We start from the raw sequence: 21,145 nt of genomic DNA, 5'->3' as shown, positions 1-21,145 counted from the left end.
ACATAATATTTTAAAATATCGTTAGCTATATTAAAATGATAATAAAATGTTATCTACTGTAATTTTTTGTCATCTTCATCTATAAATTAAAGGAGTTTTTTATGTTTAGCACCTTTCCTTATAAAGCTATAAAATATCAGTTTTCCTCTGATTTACCATTGATAACACTAACAGGTATCGGCTTTCAAAATATCACCGACCACAGCTATTCTTGGCATAATCTACATCGTCATGATAAACATTGTCTTATTCAATATTGCATCAGTGGACAAGGCATTTTAACCATAAATAATTCCACTTATACCATCACAGCTGGCAAAGCTTTTTTACTCAACATTCCCAGCAATTCCCATTACTATTTACCCCAAAATTCCACTCATTGGAAATTTATTTATTTAGAGTTTTCTCCTGAAGTTCTACCCCTTCTATGTAAAATCTATAATAAATTAGGCCCTGTCATTTCTTTAGCAAACTATCCTTCATTATTGACGCAAATAGCTAATTTTTACACCAAAGCCCTCAATAATAAATTACAATCAGTATTTATAAATACAAAATTAGCCTATAATTTTTGGATAGACCTTTTAAAATATAATCTAGCATACGATGCAAATAATCTCACAAAAACAGATATAGCCAAAAATTTTCTTGAGCAAAACTTCGCTAATAGCAATTTAAATATAGATACAATAGCTGAACAAATAGGATATTCTAAATATCATCTGTGCAAAACTTTCCATAAACAATTTGGCATATCGCCTATGAAATACTTACAAAACTTAAGGATTTCTACCGCGTGTAAACTTCTAATCAATAATCCCACATGGACGATAAAAAAAATAGCTCACCATGTAGGCTATAATAATGACGATTATTTTTGTAAAGTATTTAAAAATTTAAAAGGTATCACGCCTAATACTTTTAGAAAACAATCTATTCACTACGATACACTACAAACTATTTATGATTTTTCCGCAACTAAAAAAAATACACTTATGTAATCACATAAGTGTATTTTTATATTCAATATAATTATTTACTGAAAGTATATGTTGTAACAGTATGAGTTTCTTGTCCTGCTTTCAATACTGGAGATGCAAATTTATCACAATTTACAGCATTTGGTACATATTGAGTTTCAATGCAGAAAGCATCACGACGATTGTAAATATGACCTTGTTTACCTGGTTTTCCTTCTAAGAAGTTTGCAGAATAGAACTGTGCACCTGGCATTGTTGTAGCTACGTCCATAATAATACCAGTTTTTTCAGATTTAGCTTGTGCAAAAGTATATAAACCATCATGTTCTGGTAATAATACTGTATGGTCATAACCAGCAGCAATAACTAAACGTTCATCATCTTTGTCTATATCCTGACCGATAGGTTTAGCTTCACTAAAGTCAAATACATCACCTTTTGTAATTGGACGAATTTCACCAGTTGGAATTAATCCTGCATCAGTTGGAATCATTGCTGGGCAATCTAATTTCAATGTTTGATCATAAACACTGCCACTGCCTTCACCAGCTAAATTGAAATAGCTGTGATTTGTTAAGTTAACTACAGTGTCTGCATCAGTTTTAGCTTTATAATCAATGCGCAAGCAAGCATTATCATCAAAAGTATAAGTTACTTCTACATCTAAGTTTCCTGGATAATTAGCTTCACCATCTGGAGATGTACGTCTTAAAGATACGCTATTTTCACCGATTGTGAAATCGCTATAAACTTTTTTATCAAAACCATTAGAGCCACCATGTAAATGATTTGCTCCATTATTTGTTTCTAATTCATAAGTTTTTCCATTTAAAGTAAATTTACCATTAGCTATACGGTTACCGCAACGACCGATGAATGCACCATAGAAGAATGTTCCTTCTTCATAGCCTTTTACAGTGTCATAACCTAAAACTACATCATGTAATTTACCATCTTTGCCTTCAACTACAATAGCTTGAATAGTGCAACCATAATTAATAATGCTTACATATTCGCCTTTGGAGTTTTCAATTTTAAATTTATAAACCTGTTCCCCTGTAGAAGCTACACCAAATTCACTTTTTACTACTGCCATTTTTCTTACCTCTTTTATTTATTTGTTTTACAAGGACCTGTAGTATCACGTAAGACTAAAGTATTTTGTAATACAACTTGTCTGCTTGTTTTATTATCACTAGCTATTTTTTCCATTAATAAACTAGCCGCTGTCCATCCTAAAGTCATCATATTTTGGTCCATTGTCGTAAGTTTTGGCTCAATAAAATGACTTAGTGAAACATTATCATATCCCATAATAGATATGTCTTCTGGAATTTTTAAATTTAAACGTCTACAAGCATTGACTGCACCGACACCCATCAAATCATTACAACAGAAAAGTGCTGTAACATCTTTTCGATTAGGCAAAAATTCTACAATCTTTTTAGCAGTCAACTCTACTGTATCTATACTATTACCCGCACTAACATTTATGATATTTTCTGGATTATAACAACCCATTTTCTTCATAAATTCAATATATACATCTTCTTTAAACTCATAAGAATCGCTTCGTTCACCACGAACGAAACAAATATTTTGATGACCTAATGATACTAAATGTTCTAAGGCAATTTTGGTACCTATGCGTTCATCATTATATACATAAGAAATAGCTGGACGTTTTATATATGAGTTAATAAATACCAGCGGTATCCTAGATGCCATCTGGTCAAAAAAACTACTATCCACACGTTCCGTATTTGGACTAATATTTATTATTCCTGACACATTTCGCATCAGTAATTCATTCATACATTCTTTTTCACAGATAGGGTCATCTTTTGTGTAAGTCAACAATAACGAATAGCCACTACTTGTTGCAAAACTTTCTATTCCACTTACAACTTCAGCAAAAAAAGTATTAAATAGACTAGGCACAATAATTCCAATTATTGAAGAATGTTGTGTATTTAATTCTCTTGCTTGAATGTTTGGAATGTATTCTAAATCTTTTATTGCTTCTAAAACTTTCTTCTTCGTAGCTTCTTTTACTGGATAATTACCATTTACTACACGGGATACCGTTGCTACTGATACTTGTGCCTTTTTGGCTACATCAATTATCGTAGTTGACTTCATTGTCTTCAATCCTTATTAAAATAATATATTAAAATATAATAATATATTATTTCTATATTTTCAATATTTTCTTGATTAAATATATGCCATCTATAAAATTTATAGATGGCATAATTATTAAAATTATAAAATTGCTACAAATTTATTGAAAGCTTGAATACCTTGTATATTGCGTTTGAATACGCCTGCATGAAGTAATACAACCATAAAGATTTTACCTACTTCTAATTTAAGCATATCTTCAACTTCTTCAGCTTTAATATCTGTGTATTTTGCACGAATTTCTTTGTACCAATCTGCATGTTTAGCGATTTGTTCATCATCACTAATATCTTCTTTACCAGCGATAAAGCATTCTTTTACTTTTGCTAATTCGTCTTTTAAACGAGCTGGAAGTACTGCAAGACCCATTACTTCAATTAAGCCGATATTTTCTTTTTTAATATGATGAACTTCATCATGTGGATGGAAAATACCTAATGGATATTCTTCAGTTGTACGGTTGTTACGTAAAACTAAATCTAATTCATATTTACCATCACGAACGCGAGCAATTGGAGTGATTGTATTATGTGGTTGTCCATCGCTTTCAGCTAAGATATCTACACTTGCGTCAGAATATCCACGCCATGCATCTAATACATGTACAGCAAAATTAATTAAATCCTGTTTATTAGAAGAAGCTGCACGAATTACAGACATAGGCCATTTTACACGACCAACAGTAACATTATCAAAACCTTCGATATTGAAAGTTTCTTCGATTGGAGCTTTTTCCATAGCGAATGTATAATGTCCACCTTGATAATGGTCATGAGATAAAATAGAACCACCAACTATTGGTAAATCTGCATTAGAACCTAAGAAATAATGTGGTAAATAATCCACAAAGTTTAATAAGTTTTCAAAAGTAGCACGGCAAACTTTCATTGGTACATGCAAGGAATTTAATAAAATGCAGTGTTCATTGTAATAAGTGTATGGGGAATACTGCATAAACCATTGATGACCTTCAAAATCCATAGGAATTAATCTATGTGTTTGACGAGCTGGATGATTTGCATGACCTGCATAACCTTCATTTTCACGGCAAAGTAAGCATTTTGGATAAGAAGAAGATTTTACAAGTTTTGCTTTAGCAATATCTCTTGGATCTTTTTCTGGTTTAGATAAGTTAATTGTGATATCTAAATCACCATATTCAGTATTTGCTTTCCAAATAATATTTTTATCAATACGATCTTTACGAATATAGTTAGAAGCAATACTTGTTTTATAGAAATAATCAGTAGCTTGAACTTTTGATTTTTCGTATAATTTTTTGAAATTGCCTACAACTTCAGAAGGACGAGGCATTACGCAGTTCATGATACGAGTATCAAATAAATCACGCTGAGTTACAGTATCTTCACAAAGACCTTTTTCTACAGCATAATCTAACATATTTTCTAAAATATCATGAGCTATTGGTAATGTTTCATCTACTTCTACAACTTCAAACTCATCTACACCTAATAAATCTAAAAGTAAGTTCGCACTATAGTATTTATCTTCTGGTGCAATAAGACCTTGTTGTAGAGCAAAGTTTAACAAACGATTTATTTGTAAATTCATATCCATTATTAAAAATCCCCTTTTATTAACTAAACCCCAAAATTAGTCTTCATATCCGTTTGGATGAGCTTGATGCCATTTCCAAGCAGTTTTGATAATTTCTTCCATGCTTGTATATTTTGGATGCCAGTTAAGGATTTTCTGAGCTTTTTCACTAGAAGCAATTAAGCGAGCAGGGTCACCAGCACGGCGTTGACCATATTCTACTTTAATTTTTAAGCCTGTAGCTTTTTCAGCAGCATCGATCATTTCTTTTACAGAGAAGCCTTCACCAGTACCTAAATTGAAGATATTGCTTTCATTGCCTTCACGTAAATAGTTAAGAGCTTTCATATGTGCATCTGCTAAGTCCATTACATGTACATAGTCACGGATACAAGTACCATCAGCTGTTGGATAATCTGTACCAAATACAGTGATGTGATCGCGTTTACCAAGTGGAACTTGTAAAATGATTGGAATTAAGTGAGTTTCTGTTGTATGAGCTTCACCAATATGACCATCTTCAACAGCACCTGCTACGTTGAAATAACGTAAGGATACATATTTAATACCGTTAGCCATATCTACCCATTTCATCATTTTTTCCATCATGCGTTTGGATTCACCATATGGATTAGTAGGATTTGTTTCATCAGTTTCTAAAATAGGCACACGTTTTGGTTCACCATAAGTTGCAGCAGTGGAAGAGAATACGATTTTCTTAACATCATATTTAACCATAGCTTCAAGAAGAACTTCCATACCGCAAGTGTTGTTGTTGAAATATTTTAAAGGAACTTGCATACTTTCACCAACAAGAGAATTTGCAGCAAAATGAATAATTGCTTCAATGTCATTTTCTGTAAAAACTTTATCAAGGTCTGCCATATTGCGAATATCGCCTTTATAAAATTTTGCTTTTTCATGAACAGAAGCTAAATGACCTGTTTCAAGATTATCGATTACAACAACATCTTCACCATTATTGATAAGTTCATAAACCATATGAGAGCCGATATAACCTGCTCCACCACATACTAAAACTGCCATTTTAAAATCCTCCTAAGAAAATAATATTATTAATATTTTTGATTAATTTTCTATATAACAGTAAACGTTTTCTAATTTCAATTATACATCAATAAAATATATAAATCAATACTTTTTCAAATTATTTTATTTTTAAATTTTACTGAAAACTCATTTTTTATTTTATTGTTTATTGTGATTTTATGTGGTATTATATTTAAAATAATAAAAATAACAAAGACATAAACAAAAAACAAAGATTTTCTCATAAGAAAGGATATTTTATGTTAATTACTAATGCTGAATTTATTCAAGGATTTATACGTCTTACTGACGATGCATTCAAAAAAGGTTGGCATGAACGCAATGGTGGCAATCTAAGTTATCGTATAAAACCTGAAGAAATCGAAGAAATAAAATCTGAATTAAAAGCACCTACTAATTGGATTCCGATTGGTGTAAGTGTACCTAATTTAGCTAATGAATATTTCTTAGTTTCTGGGACTGGTCGTTATATGCGCAATATTATCTTAAAACCAGAAGATAATATTTGTATTGCTAAAATTGATGATAAAGGTGAAAATTATGCTATCGTTTGGGGATTAGAAAAGGGTGGTCGTCCAACAAGTGAATTTCCTACGCATCTTATGAACCATAGCATAAAAAAAGACTTAACTAATGGGCAAAATCATGTAATTTATCATGCTCATCCAACTAACATTATTGCTCTTACTTTCGTTTTACCACTAAACGATAAAGAATTTACTCGTGAACTTTGGGAAATGGCAACAGAAGATCCTGTTATTTTCCCTGAGGGTATCGGTGTTGTTCCTTGGATGGTTCCAGGTGGTAGCGAAATAGCTAAAGCTACAAGTGAACTTATGAAAAAATATAATATTGTAGTATGGGCTCATCATGGTATGTTCTGCTCTGGTAAAGATTTTGATGAAGCTTTTGGACTTATGGATACTGCAGAAAAAGCTGCTGAAATCTGTGTAAAAGTCCGTTCAATGGGTGGCAAAAAACAAACTATTACCACTCAAAATTTCCTTGATTTAGCTAGAGATTTTAAAATAGATTTAAATAAAACTTTCTTAAAATAAACATTATAAAAAAGCTGTAACAATTAGAGATATCCTCTTTTGTTACAGCTTTTTTTAGTAAATCAACTTTATATCATTTTCTTTAATATAATCAAACCACTCAATATTAGGTTCTTTATCCGTTACAATTGTATCAATTTGAGCTAAATCACATGTTTTAGTAAATGCAGTTTTATCAAATTTCGTACTATCTGCTAATAAAATACTTTTTTGTGCTTGTTCTATCATTTGTCGTTTAATAATACTTTCAGGCTCATTTGATTCCATCAAACCTTTTTTCATATCCAAAGCCTTACAACTGATAATAGCCGTATCTACATAATATTTCTTTATAGTCTCACAAGCAGTAGTTCCAACTAAAGCATAAGAATGAGCTCTTAATTCTCCACCAGTTGAAATTATTTTAAAATCACTATTTACAAATTCATTTATAAGTCTTATAGAATTTGTAATTATAGTTAAATCTTTCTTATCTTTTAAATATCGCAATAATGATAAACATGTAGTGCTTGCATCTACCATTAAGGTATCGCCATCATTAATCAAGTGTTCAGCTTTTTTAGCTATATAAACCTTATTACTATTATTAATATCTATGCGTTTTAAAAAAGAAATATCTTGACTTGTATGGTCATTTATTACCGCTCCACCATAACAACGTTTAACTAAATTTTGTTGCTCTAATTTCTCTAAATCACGCCTTATTGTTTCATCAGTTACATCAAATAATTTACTCAAATCTTGTACATAAACTTTTTGGTGCTGATTTAATAATTTCATTATTTCCCGACGTCGCTCAATACCTAGCATAAAATCACCCCAAAATCTATAAATATTATTTATAATCTTATAATCATTATAGAATATCCCTATAAAAAATACAAATAAATTGCTCCTAGATAAAGTTTTTGTACCTAATCAATTTGTTCAAATAACTATCTTCACGCAATAATAATTTTTTTATATTACCTTGTTCTATGATTTTTTCTTCTCCACAAATAATAATATCATCAAAAAATCGCAACAAACTTATATCATGAGAAGTTACTATCATCGTCTGTTTTTGATATTTTTCCATAAGTTGACTACATATATTATTTGTCGTTTTTATATCAAGCCCTGCTGTAGGTTCATCTAATAAAATTATATCTTTTTGTTTTGCTAAACAAATAGCTAATTGTAATCTATGCTTTTGCCCACCTGATAATTTATTGCCATCATTGCCCACTATATAATCCAATCCCACTTGATTTACAAAATCTAATAAATATACATTTTCTAAGGATTTATATATTTCTTTATCAGTGATATCTTCATAAAGCATTTTAAAATTATCGCGTATAGATAAATTAAAAATATGATGTTCTTGAAATGCTACTGCAAAATGTTCACGTATAGATTTTTCAGCTAAATCATCGTAATTTTTGCCTTGTATAAAGATATTTCCCTTCAATGGATATAATAATCTCATTAACACATAAAATAATGTGGATTTTCCACAACCACTAGTGCCGACAATCAAGGTTTTATTGCCTTTTTTTATAGATAAATTTATATCTTTCAATAAAACTTTATCATATCCATAAGCTAAATCTTTCAGCAATAATTGCACATCTTTACTTTGCTTATCTTCTTGATTTTCACTTTTTATTTCATTATCTGTATCAGCAATAAACTTTTTTTCTTGCATAAAAATAGCTAAATCTTGCCAACGTTTACTAGCTTCGTCAAAATGCTCTATTAATGAAGGCATCATCGCTAACACTTCTAAGACAGCTTGATAAGTCAATATTATTGTAATCGCCATAATGGGATTAAAATCTTGTGTATTCATCAAATAAATACTTATAGCCAAACAAATAACTAAATAAGCTCCCATTATAAATTCACTACATAGATTAACTTTTAATTTTAATTTAAATAAATTTTGCTGATATTGTTGATACTGCTCAATACTATGGTTAATATTTTTTAATCTATATTTGTCATAATTATAGAAAGATAGTTCCCTATTACCTTCATAAAACTCTATAATCTCTTGAGTCAATAAAAATTTATGCTTTTTTAATTTCAAATATCTTCGCCATGTCATATAAGGTATGACTATCATAAATATAAGCCATGAACTAATTAGTAATATCATTAAATCATAACTATATAGAAAAAACCATATAGATAAGATAAATACACTTATCGTAGTTATAATAGGTGGCAAAAAGAATCGCAGAAAACTATCTCTTAAATTATCCACTGCATTTACAATTAAATCAAAAGTATCTCCATTTTCTGTTTGTTTCTTGAATGGCAATGCTTTGATAATTTTTGTCAAAACAAATACTCTAAAACTAGTAAATAGAGAAAAACCTACCTTATGTGTAAAATATCGCTCTAAATAACGAAAAACAGCCCTCATTACACCGCAAAAGCGTACACCTACAATAGCAAGTGATAAAACATAAAGTGGCGGTTGCAAGGCAGCACTAGCTATCAACCATGCTGAAAGTCCCATTAAACTTATTGAGCTTAATGTTGAAATAGTACCTACTAATATTGCTAATAATAAACTCCATACTACAGGTCTTATCATATTACTCAATATCTGTACCATTTCAAATACTCCTTTCACCTTCTATTATTTCACTAAAATAATTTATCTTATCCTTAATTTTTTCATTATCTACTAATTTTCCCTGTTGTAAATAAATCAATTCATCAGCATTTTTTAAAGTCTGTAAGCGATGACCAATGATTATTACAGTTACTTTATTTTTTAAATCAGATAAAATTCTTTGTATCAACTTTTCATTATATACATCTAAATTTTCCATAGGTTCATCTAATAATAATAATTTTGGTCTACCAATTAAAGCTCTAGCTAAACCTAAGCGACGCTTTTGCCCAGAACTTAAATTCATCGCTGAAGTCATTTCTGTATCATATCCCTGTGGCAATGATTTTATAAATTCATCTAAATTTACCAACTGACAAATATGTTCTATTTCTTTTAAATTAAAATCTCTACCTAAAGTTATATTTTCCCTGATTGTCGCTGAAAAAATATATGGCTCTTGAGCTACCCAGCCAATTTGACTTTGCCACCATTGTTTATCTAAATCAGCTAAATTATAATCATTGATTAAGATTTCTCCAGATTGGCATTTTTCTATACCTAATAATAATTTAAATAATGTGGATTTTCCTGCCCCATTATCTCCAGTCAAAACAATTTGCTTGCCTTTTTCTATTTTCAAGCTCAAATCATCAATTGCCCATTTATCATTATCTTGATATTTATAATAAACATTTTTTAATTCAATCTGCACCATATCTGCATCATCAAATTTTAAATTTGCCTTACTTTCCTTTATACAGTTTAGTTTATCAATCATAGCATAAATTTCACTAGAAGCTGTAATTCCATTCATGGCATCATGAAAAGCTGAACCAAATTGACGAAAAGGCTGATAAAATTGTGGGGCTATCAATAAGATAAAAAATACAGGTAAAAATTCCACATGTCCATAGATAAGTCTAAGACCAATATTTACAGCAATAATCGCTATACTTAATGTAGAAATAAATTCTAACATAAAAGCTGAAATAAAAGCTATGCGCAAAACTTTTAAAGTCGCCTGACTAAAAAGTTTACCATTTTTATTTATTTCACTTAATTGTCTTTGTGTTTGATTATATGCTTTAACAATCAATAAACCAGGCAATAAATCTGCCATATACATAGTTAATTTTTGAAAAACTTGCCACTGTTTTTTATTTTCCTTATCTGCAATTTTGCCAATTAAAATCATAAAAAATGGTATTAATGGTGCAGTAATCAAAAAAATCAATCCAGATATCCAATCATTGATAAAAGTAAATATCAATAAAATGAGCGGAATTGTACTCAATAAACCTAATTGCGGTATAAATGACGTTAAATAAATATCTAATTTATCAACGCCTTTTGTAATCAAGGCTATCCATTGCCCTTTTGCATATGAATTAGCTAAAAAACTACGCTGAGCCAATACTGCAAATAATTGTTTACGTAAATTGCTTTGTACATTTAATGATATTTTCTCCATTTGATAATGATTAAAATAATTTAGTATTGCCTTTATACAAAAAAAGAAAAACAGCAACACCAATAATGGCGTTGCTGTACTACTTTCTAAGCGAGATAAAAGTAATTTATCTGCTATATAAGCAATAATATATGCTATAGCTACAATCATCATAGCTTGCATAATATTTGATATCATCACCAAAATCAACTGTCGTTTAAAAGGGAAAATATCTTTTAATAAATTTTTATCTATCATTCTTTTAATTAATATTCTAAGTCATGATGACTTACACGTTTTCTAAACACCCAATAAGTCCAACCTTGATAAATGAGTACTACTGGTACAAAGCAAACAGCAGCAATTGTCATTATAGTCAAAGTATATTCAGTAGAAGAAGCGTTATAAATTGTTAGGCTCCAATCTGGATTTAAAGTGGATATTAAAATACGTGGGAACAATCCTGCAAATACTGCAACTGTTGTAAATACAATAGCTAAAGAAGAACCGATAAAGCCTTTAACATATTGTTGTTTTTTATAAACTAATAAGATAGAAGCTACAAAAGAAACAGCTGCTAGAATAAATAAAATAACAGAAGAAATTGACGCAAACATATCTGTATTCAATGCAGTTAAAATCAAACAAAGCACATAGAAAATAGCTGCTGTACCACCAAGACATACAGATACGATACGCAATCTATCAATCATTTTTGTATCAGCAAGACGAAGTGTTAAAAATACTGTTCCATGATAAGCAAATACCAATAAGAAAGTAATACCACCAACGATAGTATATAAAGATAATAAATCAAAGAAAGTACCTTTATAAATCATTTCACCATTGATAGCGAAACCTTTCATCATATTACTTACAGCAACGCCCCATAAAAATGCAGGTAAGGCACTGCCAAAGAAAATCATATAATCCCATAAGCTTCGCCAATATGTGCAATCGTGTTTACTTCTAAATTCAAAAGCTACACCACGAACAATTAAACCTAAGAGCATCAAAAACAATGCCATATAAAGCATACTAAACATAGTAGCATATACATGAGGGAATGCTGCAAACATAGCACCGCCAGCAGTAATCATCCAAACTTCATTACCATCCCAAACTGGACCTATGGAATTAATGAGCATACGGCGTTCTACATCATTTTTCGCAAAAAATGGTAAAATCGTACCTACACCATAGTCAAAGCCCTCTAAGAAGAAGAAACCTACAAATAAAACTGTTACAAGTATAAACCATACAATTTGTAAATCCATTATGCCTGCCCTCCTTCATCATCCATCTTATGAGCATCTTTTTTCACGAATTTAAGAGCTATAAAGATAGCAGCTACAGCTAATAAAGCATAAATAAGTGTAAAACCTACCAATGTAATTAAAACTTCTGTGCTAGTGATATTTTGAGATACTGCATCAGATACTTTTTGCAAACCTACTACCATCCATGGCTGACGACCAGCTTCAGTGATTATCCAACCAAAAGTATTTGCTATAAATGGCAATGGCAATAATAATACTAAAATATTTAAGAGCCAACGAGCATTTTCCAAACGTTTTGTATAGAATAAAAAGCCTGCTAAAATCATTGCACCAATCATAGCTACACCGCAAGCTATCATAATTCTAAAGCTCCAGAATAACAAAACTACATTTGGAATGTAATCATCATAACCATATTGTTGAATATATTGTTCTTGCAATTCATTTATGCCTTTTACTTCGCCTTCTAGGCTATCATAAATAAGCATAGATAACATATATGGCACTTCAATAGCATCATGATTTACCTTATTTTCTGTATCAATATTAGCTATTACAGTGAAAGGAGCTGGATTTTCAGTTTCCCATAAAGCTTCCATAGCTGCCATCTTCATTGGTACATTTTTACCGATAAACTGAGCTTGTAAATGTCCACTGCCCATTACTAAGAACAAACCAATTAAACTATAGATAATACCTGATTTTATCGCTGTTTTAAATGTTTCTACATTTTGACCAGACAATAAACGATAAGCACTTACAGCCACTACAATCACACCAGCTGTAACAATACCAGATAATACAGTATGAGCATATTGCCCTACAACATAAGGATTAGTTACTAATGCCAAAAAGTCTGTCATTTCAGCTCTGCCATTAGCAATAGTATAACCTACAGGATGTTGCATAAAAGAATTTGCAACTAAAATCCAAAAAGCAGATAAATTACTACCAAAAGCTACAAGCCAAATAGATAAACAATGTAATTTTTTGGATAAACGACCTTCACCAAAAATCCATACACCTAAAAATACAGACTCTAAGAAAAATGCAGTCAATGCTTCTAGTGCAAGTGGTGCCCCAAAAATATCTCCCATGAAACGAGAGTATTCAGACCAGTTCATACCAAAATGAAATTCTTGTACGATACCAGTTACCACGCCCATGGCAAATGAAATGATAAAGAGTTTTCCAAAGAATTTTGCTAAACGCTTATAAACTACATTATCTGTTTTTAAATACATAGTCTGCATAATAGCAATGAAAATGGATAAACCTAATGAAACCGGAACAAATAAAAAATGGTAAATTGTTGTGATTGCAAATTGCAATCTAGATAGAGTTATAACATCCATAATATAAAACCTCCTTTGTAGTGTATATTTAAGTTAAGTATACACTAATAACTTATATAGACGCAAGATTTATTATTTATAGATAATTATTATCATAACTCCTTAAAAATAATCTTTATAAAATCATCTAAATAATATATACTCGTTATTATCCAATTTATTATCTTTGGTTTTTATTGCAAATTTTTATTTTTTATCTAGGTGGTTTATGTGAAAAAATTTCTTCATTCTTTATTTATATTTTTTATTGGGCTTTTAATCGGTGCTATTTTAACTTTTAATACTTTAGGTTTAATTTTAGGCAATATTTTATATATGGAGCTTAGCAATCCCCAATTAAATATCAATCTCACTAGCATCGTAAATCATTCTCAAGACTTGACGAGAATAAATCAATATCAACAAGAAAACCCTAACGCTCAAAAAGTTGCTCTATATACTCCTTATGGTGACAGTTCTCGTGAATTAGTTGGCACTTTTATCAACAACAATTCCAAATATAAAAAGACAATTATTTTAATTCATGGTCTTTATCAAAATCGTTCCATGTGCTTAAATTATGTCAATATCTATAAACAATTAGGATTTAATGTCTTATTGATTGATTTACGTGGTCATGGTGAAAGTGATGGCATTATCACTTGGGGACAAACAGAAATTCGTGATATTGATATGTGGTGCGATTATCTTCGCAATACAAAACAACAAGAATTAATTGGCATTCATGGAATTTCTCTAGGTGGTGCATTTGCACTCCTGCACAGTGGATTGTCTGTTCACCCTGCTGATTTTTACATTGAGGATAGTTCCTATAGTGATTTAAAAGGTCTTTATTACAATCATCTACACAGCATGATACAATTACCTAATGATTCCAAAATTCTTGATATCTTATGGATTTATTCTCAAGTCTGCATGTATTGGCATACAGGCTCAACTTTAGATAAATTAGCTCCATTAAAAGCAGTAGCTCACTCCACAAGCCCTACATTATTTTTACATGGCAGTGCAGATACTTTAATCCCACCAAATACACTTCAAGAATTATACGATAATTGTCGTGCAACAAAATCTATGCATATGTTCAAAGACTCTACACATGCTCAAGCTATTTCTAATTATCCTAATGAATATTTTAATGTAATAAAAGATTTTCTCGTTAATAATCATTTTACAACTATACAAAATTAAAAATTTCATTGTGTCTTGACAATAAAAAATAGTTTTGATATCATGAACACAGATTAATATATTTAAAATCTATGAGCAAGAATAGTAACTATGATAAAAGCTTTACAGAGAATCGACGATGCTGAGAGTTCGATAAGCACTTATGATAGCGAATGGACTTGTGAGATGTAGCCTGAGCCATAATATTATGGGGTAAGCACTATCGGCCTTTTCCACCGTTATACGGAAACGAGTATCGGATATAAAAAATCCCGCACTTTGTATTTAGTAAGATAATTTGCTACTTAGTTTAACTAAGGGTGGCACGAGTATAACGCCTCTCGTCCCTTTTTATAGGGATTGAGAGGCTTTTTTATTTGTTTGTTATTTGATTGGAGGATTTATTTATGGAGTTACGTTGGATAACTATTACTACTTTATTATTAGCCATCGGTGTAATTTTACGTATGGTTTCGCCAAATATTGGTGGCATATCTTTAAACTGGAATATTGTAATGTATTGTTTAGCAATATTATTATGTAGACCGACAATAAAACAAGGTTTCGGCATTGGTTTAGTTTCCGGTATCATCGCTATGATGACATCTAAAGCTGCTCTACCTTATGCTAATTTAATAAGTGACCCATTAGCTGCTACTATTTGTGCTTTAATGGTCAATAGCAATCTTTTTAACATTAAAAAATCTAAAATTTCACTAATTCCTTTTATCGTTGTATTTATCACTACTTTTATCAGTGGCGGTACTTTTGTTACTTTGACAAAAATCTTTTTACAACTTCCTATGAATATTTATCTTTATGCTATGCTTCCTGCTGTAGCTTTAGTTGCTCTTTTAGGTGCTGTTGCTGGTCAATTGCTATATTTACCTGCCTTTAAAATCTTCAATGCCAAATTAAATAAAAATGATAAACAATTTTCTTTACACGATATAAATTTGACTATTCCTCAAGGTTCTTTTTGTGTAATCACAGGTGTAAATGGCAGTGGTAAAACTTCTTTAATCTTAAATATAGCTGGCAGTAAACCTACATATTTGAGTGAAATCACCACTAGCAAAATAAATATAGCCAATATTGATATCTTGAATACACCACCTAAAAAACTCAATGAATTAATCGGTGTTGTTATGGCTGATTACAATGCTCAACTCGTAACGCAAACAGTTGGCGATGAAATTGCTTTTTCTCTTGAAACCTCTGGTCTTAATGCTCAAGAAATCATCAAAAGACGACGCGAACTTTTAGCTAGCGTTGGTCTATCCGATAAAGAAAATATGCCGATTTCAGCTTTATCTGGCGGGCAAAAACAACGACTTGCTATTGCCTCTATAATGGCAATGAATACGCCTATCATCATTCTTGATGAACCAGTTGTTGCCATTGACCCTGAAGGCGCAAAAGATATCTATAATTTATTAGTCAATCTCAATAAAAGATATAATAAAACAATCATTGTAACTGAACATGATTTGAAATATGTACTTGATATTGCTGACCAACTTTGTGTAATTGATAACGGTCATTTAGCTTACAATGGTAATGTAGATGATTGTTTAAAATATATGTATGAAGAAAAAATTTATCCTGAAGTTATTCCTCTTCGCTGGAAAATACGCTATGAAATAGGTGATAATCATGTTAACGCTAAATAATATTTCTTTTAGCTATCAAAAAAATAGATTTATCTTAAAGAACATCTCCACAAATATAGATGATACAAAAATCACGGCTATAGCTGGCAGAAATGGCAGTGGTAAAACAACATTAACTAGACTTCTAATGGGACTTGTACACCCTAATAGAGGCTCTATGACTTTAGATGATGTTGATATCACTAAAAAAGAACCATATGAAATGGCTCAATATATCGGTTATGTATTTCAAAATCCTGACCAACAATTATTCGCTTCCACTGTTTTTGAAGAAGTAGCTTTTGCTCCTAGAAAATTAGGTTGTAATGAACATACTATAAAAAAACGTGTCGAAGAAGTTTTAAAAATAACTAATCTTCAAGATGTAATTTGGGAAATGCCTCAAGTTTTAACCTTAGGGCAAAAACAACGATTATCTATCGCTTGTGCCTTAGCTGCCAAACCTAAAATCTTAATCTTAGATGAACCTACCTCTGGGCAAGATTGCCGAGAACGCACTATGTTATTGCGCTTGATGCGAAAACTAAATGCTCAAGGTCTAGGTATCATCATGGTAACACATGATATGGATATCTTAGCTGAACATGCTGATAAAGTCATCGTCATCAATCAAGGAGAACTTGCTTTTGATGGTACGCCACTTGATTTATTTTCTCAAAAAGAATTGACGCTAAAGCTCGGTTTAGAATTACCTGAAGCTGTTTGTATCAGCCAAGAATTAGGTCTAGATATTTGCCTTACTCCTATGGAAATTTACGCTCATTTACACAAACGAGGTTGATTATAATGTATAAATTAACTGCTTTAACAAAATTAATTTTAGCTATTATGATTTCAATAGCGTCTTTAATCACTAATGATTTATATATCTTAAGTCTATTAGCCCTTATCGAAGTTTTTACTTGTTTTTATTTACCTAAGACAAAATTACTTTGGAGCGCTCTTGGTATTTTAATTTTTTTCAGCTTTATTTTATTTCTAATTCAACTTGTTTGCGGTACTGATTTAAATACCTCCATTGCTTCTGCTCTCAAAATGTTCATCATGGCAGTATCTTTATTATTGCTCTTGCAAACCACTTCTGCTAGAGAACTCACAGCTTCATTAGTAAAACAATTGCATTTACCTTATCAATACGCTTTTATGATTACTGCTATTTTGCGTTTTGTTCCTGATATATTAGAAGAAAGCTCTGCTGTTCGCGATGCCCAGAGTTGCCGTGGTTTTAAACCTTCATCAAATCCATTTCGTCGCATTTTTGACTATATGATGGTAATTAAACCCATGGTTTTTCGCTCTATTTCTCGCAGTGAAAATATGGCGCTCAGTCTTCAAATGAGAGGATTTTCTTCTCCTAAGCCAAGAGTATTTATCATTGATACTAAATTAAGAGCTATAGATTATATCTCTATGATTTTATTTCTTATAATCTTATCTTTATTATTTTATTTCATTTAAAACTAATAAAAAAAACTGCTAGCATATTGTATCTAGCAGTTTTTTATTTATAGCAATTTTATTTTTTTAAAATAACATCAACAAGACCTACTGCATATGGTGTTATCTCATATCTTTGGAACAATACATGTAAATCCATATTTTCATCTAAATAAAATTCTTGAGGAAATGCTGTTACATCTTTATGGAAATCAAATAGATGCTGACCTACCTGTGCTTTTATTTCTTTATTTAAATTATCTATTGTATAAATATTTTTTCCACTTTGCTTATCTATATTAATAACTTGAGAAAATTGTATTAAATTACCTTGTTCATCAAAGCTTAATCCATAAGCATACGTATTTGGATGAGCCGCACCTTTATACATAGTAGAACAATTTATTATCACACTAAAAACTTTATCGCTATTTGCTTTTATTTCATATCCGATAAAACCTGTAAGGTCTCTACCAATATCATTTTCTTGTTGAACATTTTGATTAAAGTCGTTTATTATTTTAGTAATCTGTCTATTTATTCTAGATTTCACTAAAATATTATCTGCATTTACTACTGGATATTTTCCCTCTACAAACTCACTATTCAATGTCTTTTCTTGCACTTCATAATAGCTTGATTGCGCAAATGTAACCGACATTGATAAAAGCATTACCATAAATAAACTCATTAAAATTTTCCACGATTTTTGCATAAGAAACCCTCCCTTAAATGCACTTTTTTTCATTATATCTTAACAATATTAAAAAATTCTTAAAATTACTTGTTATTTACTAAAAATTATATTATTATTAAATTAATCCTTCCTAATTCTAGAAGATATAAGCAAGATAAAAGTCCTACGTTCGGCAATTTCGTAGGACTTTTTATTTTTATCTAATTAAATATTTCTAAATCTATTATTTGCCTTGAAAATTAGGTTGACGTTTTTGTTTAAAAGCCAAAATTCCTTCCTTACAATCTTCTGTTCCTAAACAAAAAGTCTGTACAAGAGCTTCTTCATCAAGAAAATCTTTTAAATTTGCATATGATTTATTCAACATTTTCTTCATATACATAATAGCCATAGGCGCACCTTGAGCTATTTTTTGCGCTATTTTTTCTGTTTCTATTTTCAAATCTTCTTTTGTATAGACATGCATTACCATTTTTAATTTTTCTGCTTCTTGAGCACTGATTACATCAGCTGTGAACATCAATTCTTTCGCTTTTTGCAATCCTACTGTTTCTTTTAATAAATACATACCACCACAATCAGGAACTAAACCAACATTGACAAAACTTTGAATGAATTTGGCATCTTCACTACTACATACAATATCGCAAGCTAACATTAAATTAACACCAGCACCAGCGGTAACACCATTTATCATACCAATAACAGGTTTAGCACAATTTCTCAATTTTAAAGTCATTTCGCCTACACGTTCAATAAAGGCTTTTCTTTTTTTATCATCATTTAAACTTTCTAAATAACCTAAATCACCACCAGCACAAAAAGCTCTACCTGCACCAGTTAAAATAATTACGCGAACATCTTCATCTTCTACAAAAATATCTAAGGCACGATGAAATTCTTCCACTAAATCTGCATTCATTGCATTTAAACTTTTAGGACGATTTAATGTAATTATCCCTAGATGCTCATTTTTTTCCATTAAAACACTTTGCATATTTGCCACCTCATATTTTTAATAATCTTAAAATATTTTCCATAGTTAATATCATATTTTCTTTGCTTTTCAAGGCTGATTTACTAAATTCCATAGGTTCTTTATTAATGCTAAATATAGCTGTTATACCTTTATTATACGCTTCTTGAATATTTTCACCAATAGCTCCTGTTACCACAATTACAGGAGTTTTATATTTTTGACTGCGATTTGCCACACCCATGACTACTTTTCCATGCAAAGATTGACTGTCAAATTTACCTTCACCTGTAAATACAATATCTGCCTTTGAAACTAATTCATCAAAATTTATCGTATCCAAAATAACATCTATGCCTTTAGTTAATTTACTTTGCAGAAAAGCTATACTGCCTGCACCTAAACCGCCAGCAGCTCCAGCTCCCTTGATATCTTTCACCGCAATATGTAAATCTCGTTTAATTATTTTTGCTAAATGAGCTAACCCTTCATCTAATAATTTAACCATATCTTCATCAGCACCCTTTTGAGGAGCAAAAACTGCTGATGCACCTAGTTTGCCACATAAAGGATTATCCACATCACACATAGATATAAATTCTACATCTTTTATCTTTGGATATATATTATTCATGTCAATTTTATAAATTTGAGACAATGTCCCACCTGTTGGTATAAATTCTTGGTCTTGTTCATCTTTAAATTTCACGCCTAAAGCAGCAGCCATACCACAACCGCCATCATTTGTCGCACTTCCACCAAGACCTAAAATTATTTTTTTAGCCCCACTATTTATAGCATCTATGATTAATTCACCCACGCCGAAAGTAGTTGTTTTATCTGGCTCTAAGCGATTTTTCACCAATGGCAATCCCACACAAGCAGCCATCTCTATGACAGCTATATCATCTTTTAACATAGCATAATGAGCTAATATTTTCTGTTCATTAAAAGCATCACTTACCCAAACACTTTTCTTTTCCCCACCAAGAGCATATAAAAATGCCTCTACTGTTCCTTCACCACCGTCAGCTACAGGCACACTGATGATATTTACATCTTTATATAATTTTTTTATTGATGACTTCATGATATTACAGACTTCTATAGCTGATAAAGTTCCCTTAAAAGAGTCAGGCACTAAAATAAAATTTTTCATAAAACATTTCACACCTTTGTTATATTTACTATTTTCTTCATATTTTATATTATATAGTTAAAATTTTTATTTCATTTTATTTATACTGGAGGTAGCTTTATGGCTGTAAAAATCACAGGATATTATAAATTACCTAATGAAATCGAACCTCAATTAATAGAGTTTGACAAAGTATTCAATATTTCCTTTATGCGTAAATATACTAACTATAAAACTTTTGCCAAATTTTTAACAGGTGGTAAATTTAACATCACTTGCCAAAAAGATTTTGAAGAATTACCAGAAGAATTAATGGATAAACATGTAGCTAAAAATACTCAATTCAAAACATGGCAAGAAATGTTAGATTTCGCTACAGATAAATATATAATCAGTAAACAAAAATAAAATAAAAAGCACAGCTTATTGAACTGCACCCCAAAAGTTGGACACAAAACAACTTTTGGAGGTGCAGTTTTTTTATGACTAAATACTCAAATGAATTTAA

General features: G+C 30.7%; 19 protein-coding genes. 7 read left to right on the top strand and 12 right to left on the bottom strand.

Features of this window, described 5'->3' with window-relative positions; all coding sequences use genetic code 11:
* Positions 1-101: 101 nt before the first annotated feature.
* The gene (locus AC5LAX_RS02225) at positions 102-1,001 is read left to right on the top strand and encodes an AraC family transcriptional regulator (RefSeq protein ID WP_117585371.1); all 900 of its coding nucleotides are present in this window, start codon (positions 102-104) and stop codon (positions 999-1,001) included.
* Between the two features lie 31 nt (positions 1,002-1,032).
* Here the strand turns inward: AC5LAX_RS02225 and AC5LAX_RS02220 are convergent, their stop codons facing one another.
* From AC5LAX_RS02220 to galE, 4 genes are all read right to left on the bottom strand, one after another.
* Entirely contained in the window at positions 1,033-2,076 is a 1,044-nt protein-coding gene (locus AC5LAX_RS02220) for an aldose epimerase family protein (RefSeq protein ID WP_117464341.1), read from the bottom strand.
* 14 nt (positions 2,077-2,090) lie between these two features.
* Complete coding sequence (locus AC5LAX_RS02215; protein WP_018999815.1) at positions 2,091-3,122, bottom strand: LacI family DNA-binding transcriptional regulator; 1,032 nt, start codon at positions 3,120-3,122, stop codon at positions 2,091-2,093.
* A 123-nt stretch (positions 3,123-3,245) separates the two neighbouring features.
* Complete coding sequence (gene galT, locus AC5LAX_RS02210) at positions 3,246-4,742, bottom strand: UDP-glucose--hexose-1-phosphate uridylyltransferase (protein ID WP_117585370.1); 1,497 nt, start codon at positions 4,740-4,742, stop codon at positions 3,246-3,248.
* Between the two features lie 36 nt (positions 4,743-4,778).
* Positions 4,779-5,768, bottom strand: a complete 990-nt coding sequence (gene galE / locus AC5LAX_RS02205; protein WP_008540031.1) for a UDP-glucose 4-epimerase GalE — start codon at positions 5,766-5,768, stop codon at positions 4,779-4,781.
* 263 nt (positions 5,769-6,031) lie between these two features.
* Between galE and rhaD the strand changes: the two genes are divergently transcribed.
* Complete coding sequence (gene rhaD / locus AC5LAX_RS02200; protein WP_167624963.1) at positions 6,032-6,850, top strand: rhamnulose-1-phosphate aldolase; 819 nt, start codon at positions 6,032-6,034, stop codon at positions 6,848-6,850.
* Positions 6,851-6,904: 54 nt separating this feature from the next.
* On the opposite strand, the gene AC5LAX_RS02195 is transcribed toward rhaD, so the two are convergent.
* The 5 genes from AC5LAX_RS02195 to AC5LAX_RS02175 all read right to left on the bottom strand — a co-directional run bounded on the left by AC5LAX_RS02195 (position 6,905) and on the right by AC5LAX_RS02175 (position 13,546).
* Positions 6,905-7,660 (bottom strand): DeoR/GlpR family DNA-binding transcription regulator, encoded by a 756-nt coding sequence (locus tag AC5LAX_RS02195; protein ID WP_288908982.1) that lies wholly within the window; start codon positions 7,658-7,660, stop codon positions 6,905-6,907.
* 85 nt (positions 7,661-7,745) lie between these two features.
* Positions 7,746-9,458 (bottom strand): amino acid ABC transporter ATP-binding/permease protein, encoded by a 1,713-nt coding sequence (locus AC5LAX_RS02190; RefSeq protein WP_288908980.1) that lies wholly within the window; start codon positions 9,456-9,458, stop codon positions 7,746-7,748.
* 1 nt (position 9,459) lies between these two features.
* The gene (gene cydD, locus AC5LAX_RS02185) at positions 9,460-11,169 is read right to left on the bottom strand and encodes a thiol reductant ABC exporter subunit CydD (protein WP_288908979.1); all 1,710 of its coding nucleotides are present in this window, start codon (positions 11,167-11,169) and stop codon (positions 9,460-9,462) included.
* An 8-nt stretch (positions 11,170-11,177) separates the two neighbouring features.
* A complete protein-coding gene (gene cydB, locus AC5LAX_RS02180; RefSeq protein ID WP_008540036.1) occupies positions 11,178-12,188 on the bottom strand; it encodes a cytochrome d ubiquinol oxidase subunit II in 1,011 nt (336 codons plus the stop codon).
* Complete coding sequence (locus tag AC5LAX_RS02175) at positions 12,188-13,546, bottom strand: cytochrome ubiquinol oxidase subunit I (protein WP_288908978.1); 1,359 nt, start codon at positions 13,544-13,546, stop codon at positions 12,188-12,190. Before AC5LAX_RS02175 ends, cydB begins: the two co-directional genes overlap by 1 nt.
* 210 nt (positions 13,547-13,756) lie before the next feature.
* On the opposite strand from AC5LAX_RS02175, the gene AC5LAX_RS02170 reads away from it, so the two are divergent.
* The 4 genes from AC5LAX_RS02170 to AC5LAX_RS02155 all read left to right on the top strand — a co-directional run bounded on the left by AC5LAX_RS02170 (position 13,757) and on the right by AC5LAX_RS02155 (position 17,847).
* The gene (locus AC5LAX_RS02170) at positions 13,757-14,737 is read left to right on the top strand and encodes an alpha/beta hydrolase (protein ID WP_008540039.1); all 981 of its coding nucleotides are present in this window, start codon (positions 13,757-13,759) and stop codon (positions 14,735-14,737) included.
* A gap of 386 nt (positions 14,738-15,123) precedes the next feature.
* Positions 15,124-16,389: an ABC transporter ATP-binding protein gene (locus AC5LAX_RS02165; RefSeq protein WP_288908977.1), complete on the top strand. Its 1,266-nt coding sequence runs from the start codon at positions 15,124-15,126 to the stop codon at positions 16,387-16,389.
* Positions 16,373-17,170: an energy-coupling factor ABC transporter ATP-binding protein gene (locus AC5LAX_RS02160; RefSeq protein ID WP_167624957.1), complete on the top strand. Its 798-nt coding sequence runs from the start codon at positions 16,373-16,375 to the stop codon at positions 17,168-17,170. Before AC5LAX_RS02165 ends, AC5LAX_RS02160 begins: the two co-directional genes overlap by 17 nt.
* 5 nt (positions 17,171-17,175) lie before the next feature.
* Positions 17,176-17,847: an energy-coupling factor transporter transmembrane component T family protein gene (locus AC5LAX_RS02155; protein WP_288908976.1), complete on the top strand. Its 672-nt coding sequence runs from the start codon at positions 17,176-17,178 to the stop codon at positions 17,845-17,847.
* Between the two features lie 58 nt (positions 17,848-17,905).
* Here the strand turns inward: AC5LAX_RS02155 and AC5LAX_RS02150 are convergent, their stop codons facing one another.
* The 3 genes from AC5LAX_RS02150 to AC5LAX_RS02140 form a co-directional block, all read right to left on the bottom strand.
* A complete protein-coding gene (locus tag AC5LAX_RS02150) occupies positions 17,906-18,541 on the bottom strand; it encodes a DUF3298 and DUF4163 domain-containing protein (RefSeq protein ID WP_118205156.1) in 636 nt (211 codons plus the stop codon).
* Positions 18,542-18,746: 205 nt separating this feature from the next.
* Positions 18,747-19,520, bottom strand: coding sequence for an enoyl-CoA hydratase/isomerase family protein (locus tag AC5LAX_RS02145; RefSeq protein WP_022227735.1), 774 nt, complete (start codon positions 19,518-19,520; stop codon positions 18,747-18,749).
* 10 nt (positions 19,521-19,530) lie between these two features.
* Positions 19,531-20,658: a glycerate kinase family protein gene (locus AC5LAX_RS02140; protein WP_288908975.1), complete on the bottom strand. Its 1,128-nt coding sequence runs from the start codon at positions 20,656-20,658 to the stop codon at positions 19,531-19,533.
* Between the two features lie 99 nt (positions 20,659-20,757).
* Here AC5LAX_RS02140 and AC5LAX_RS02135 point away from each other — a divergent pair, with 99 nt between their 5' ends.
* Positions 20,758-21,045: a hypothetical protein gene (locus AC5LAX_RS02135; RefSeq protein WP_115150872.1), complete on the top strand. Its 288-nt coding sequence runs from the start codon at positions 20,758-20,760 to the stop codon at positions 21,043-21,045.
* Positions 21,046-21,145: the final 100 nt, after the last annotated feature.

It is taken from the genome of Megamonas sp., from assembly GCF_986095205.1.
This window is presented reverse-complemented; position numbering and strand designations above follow the sequence as displayed.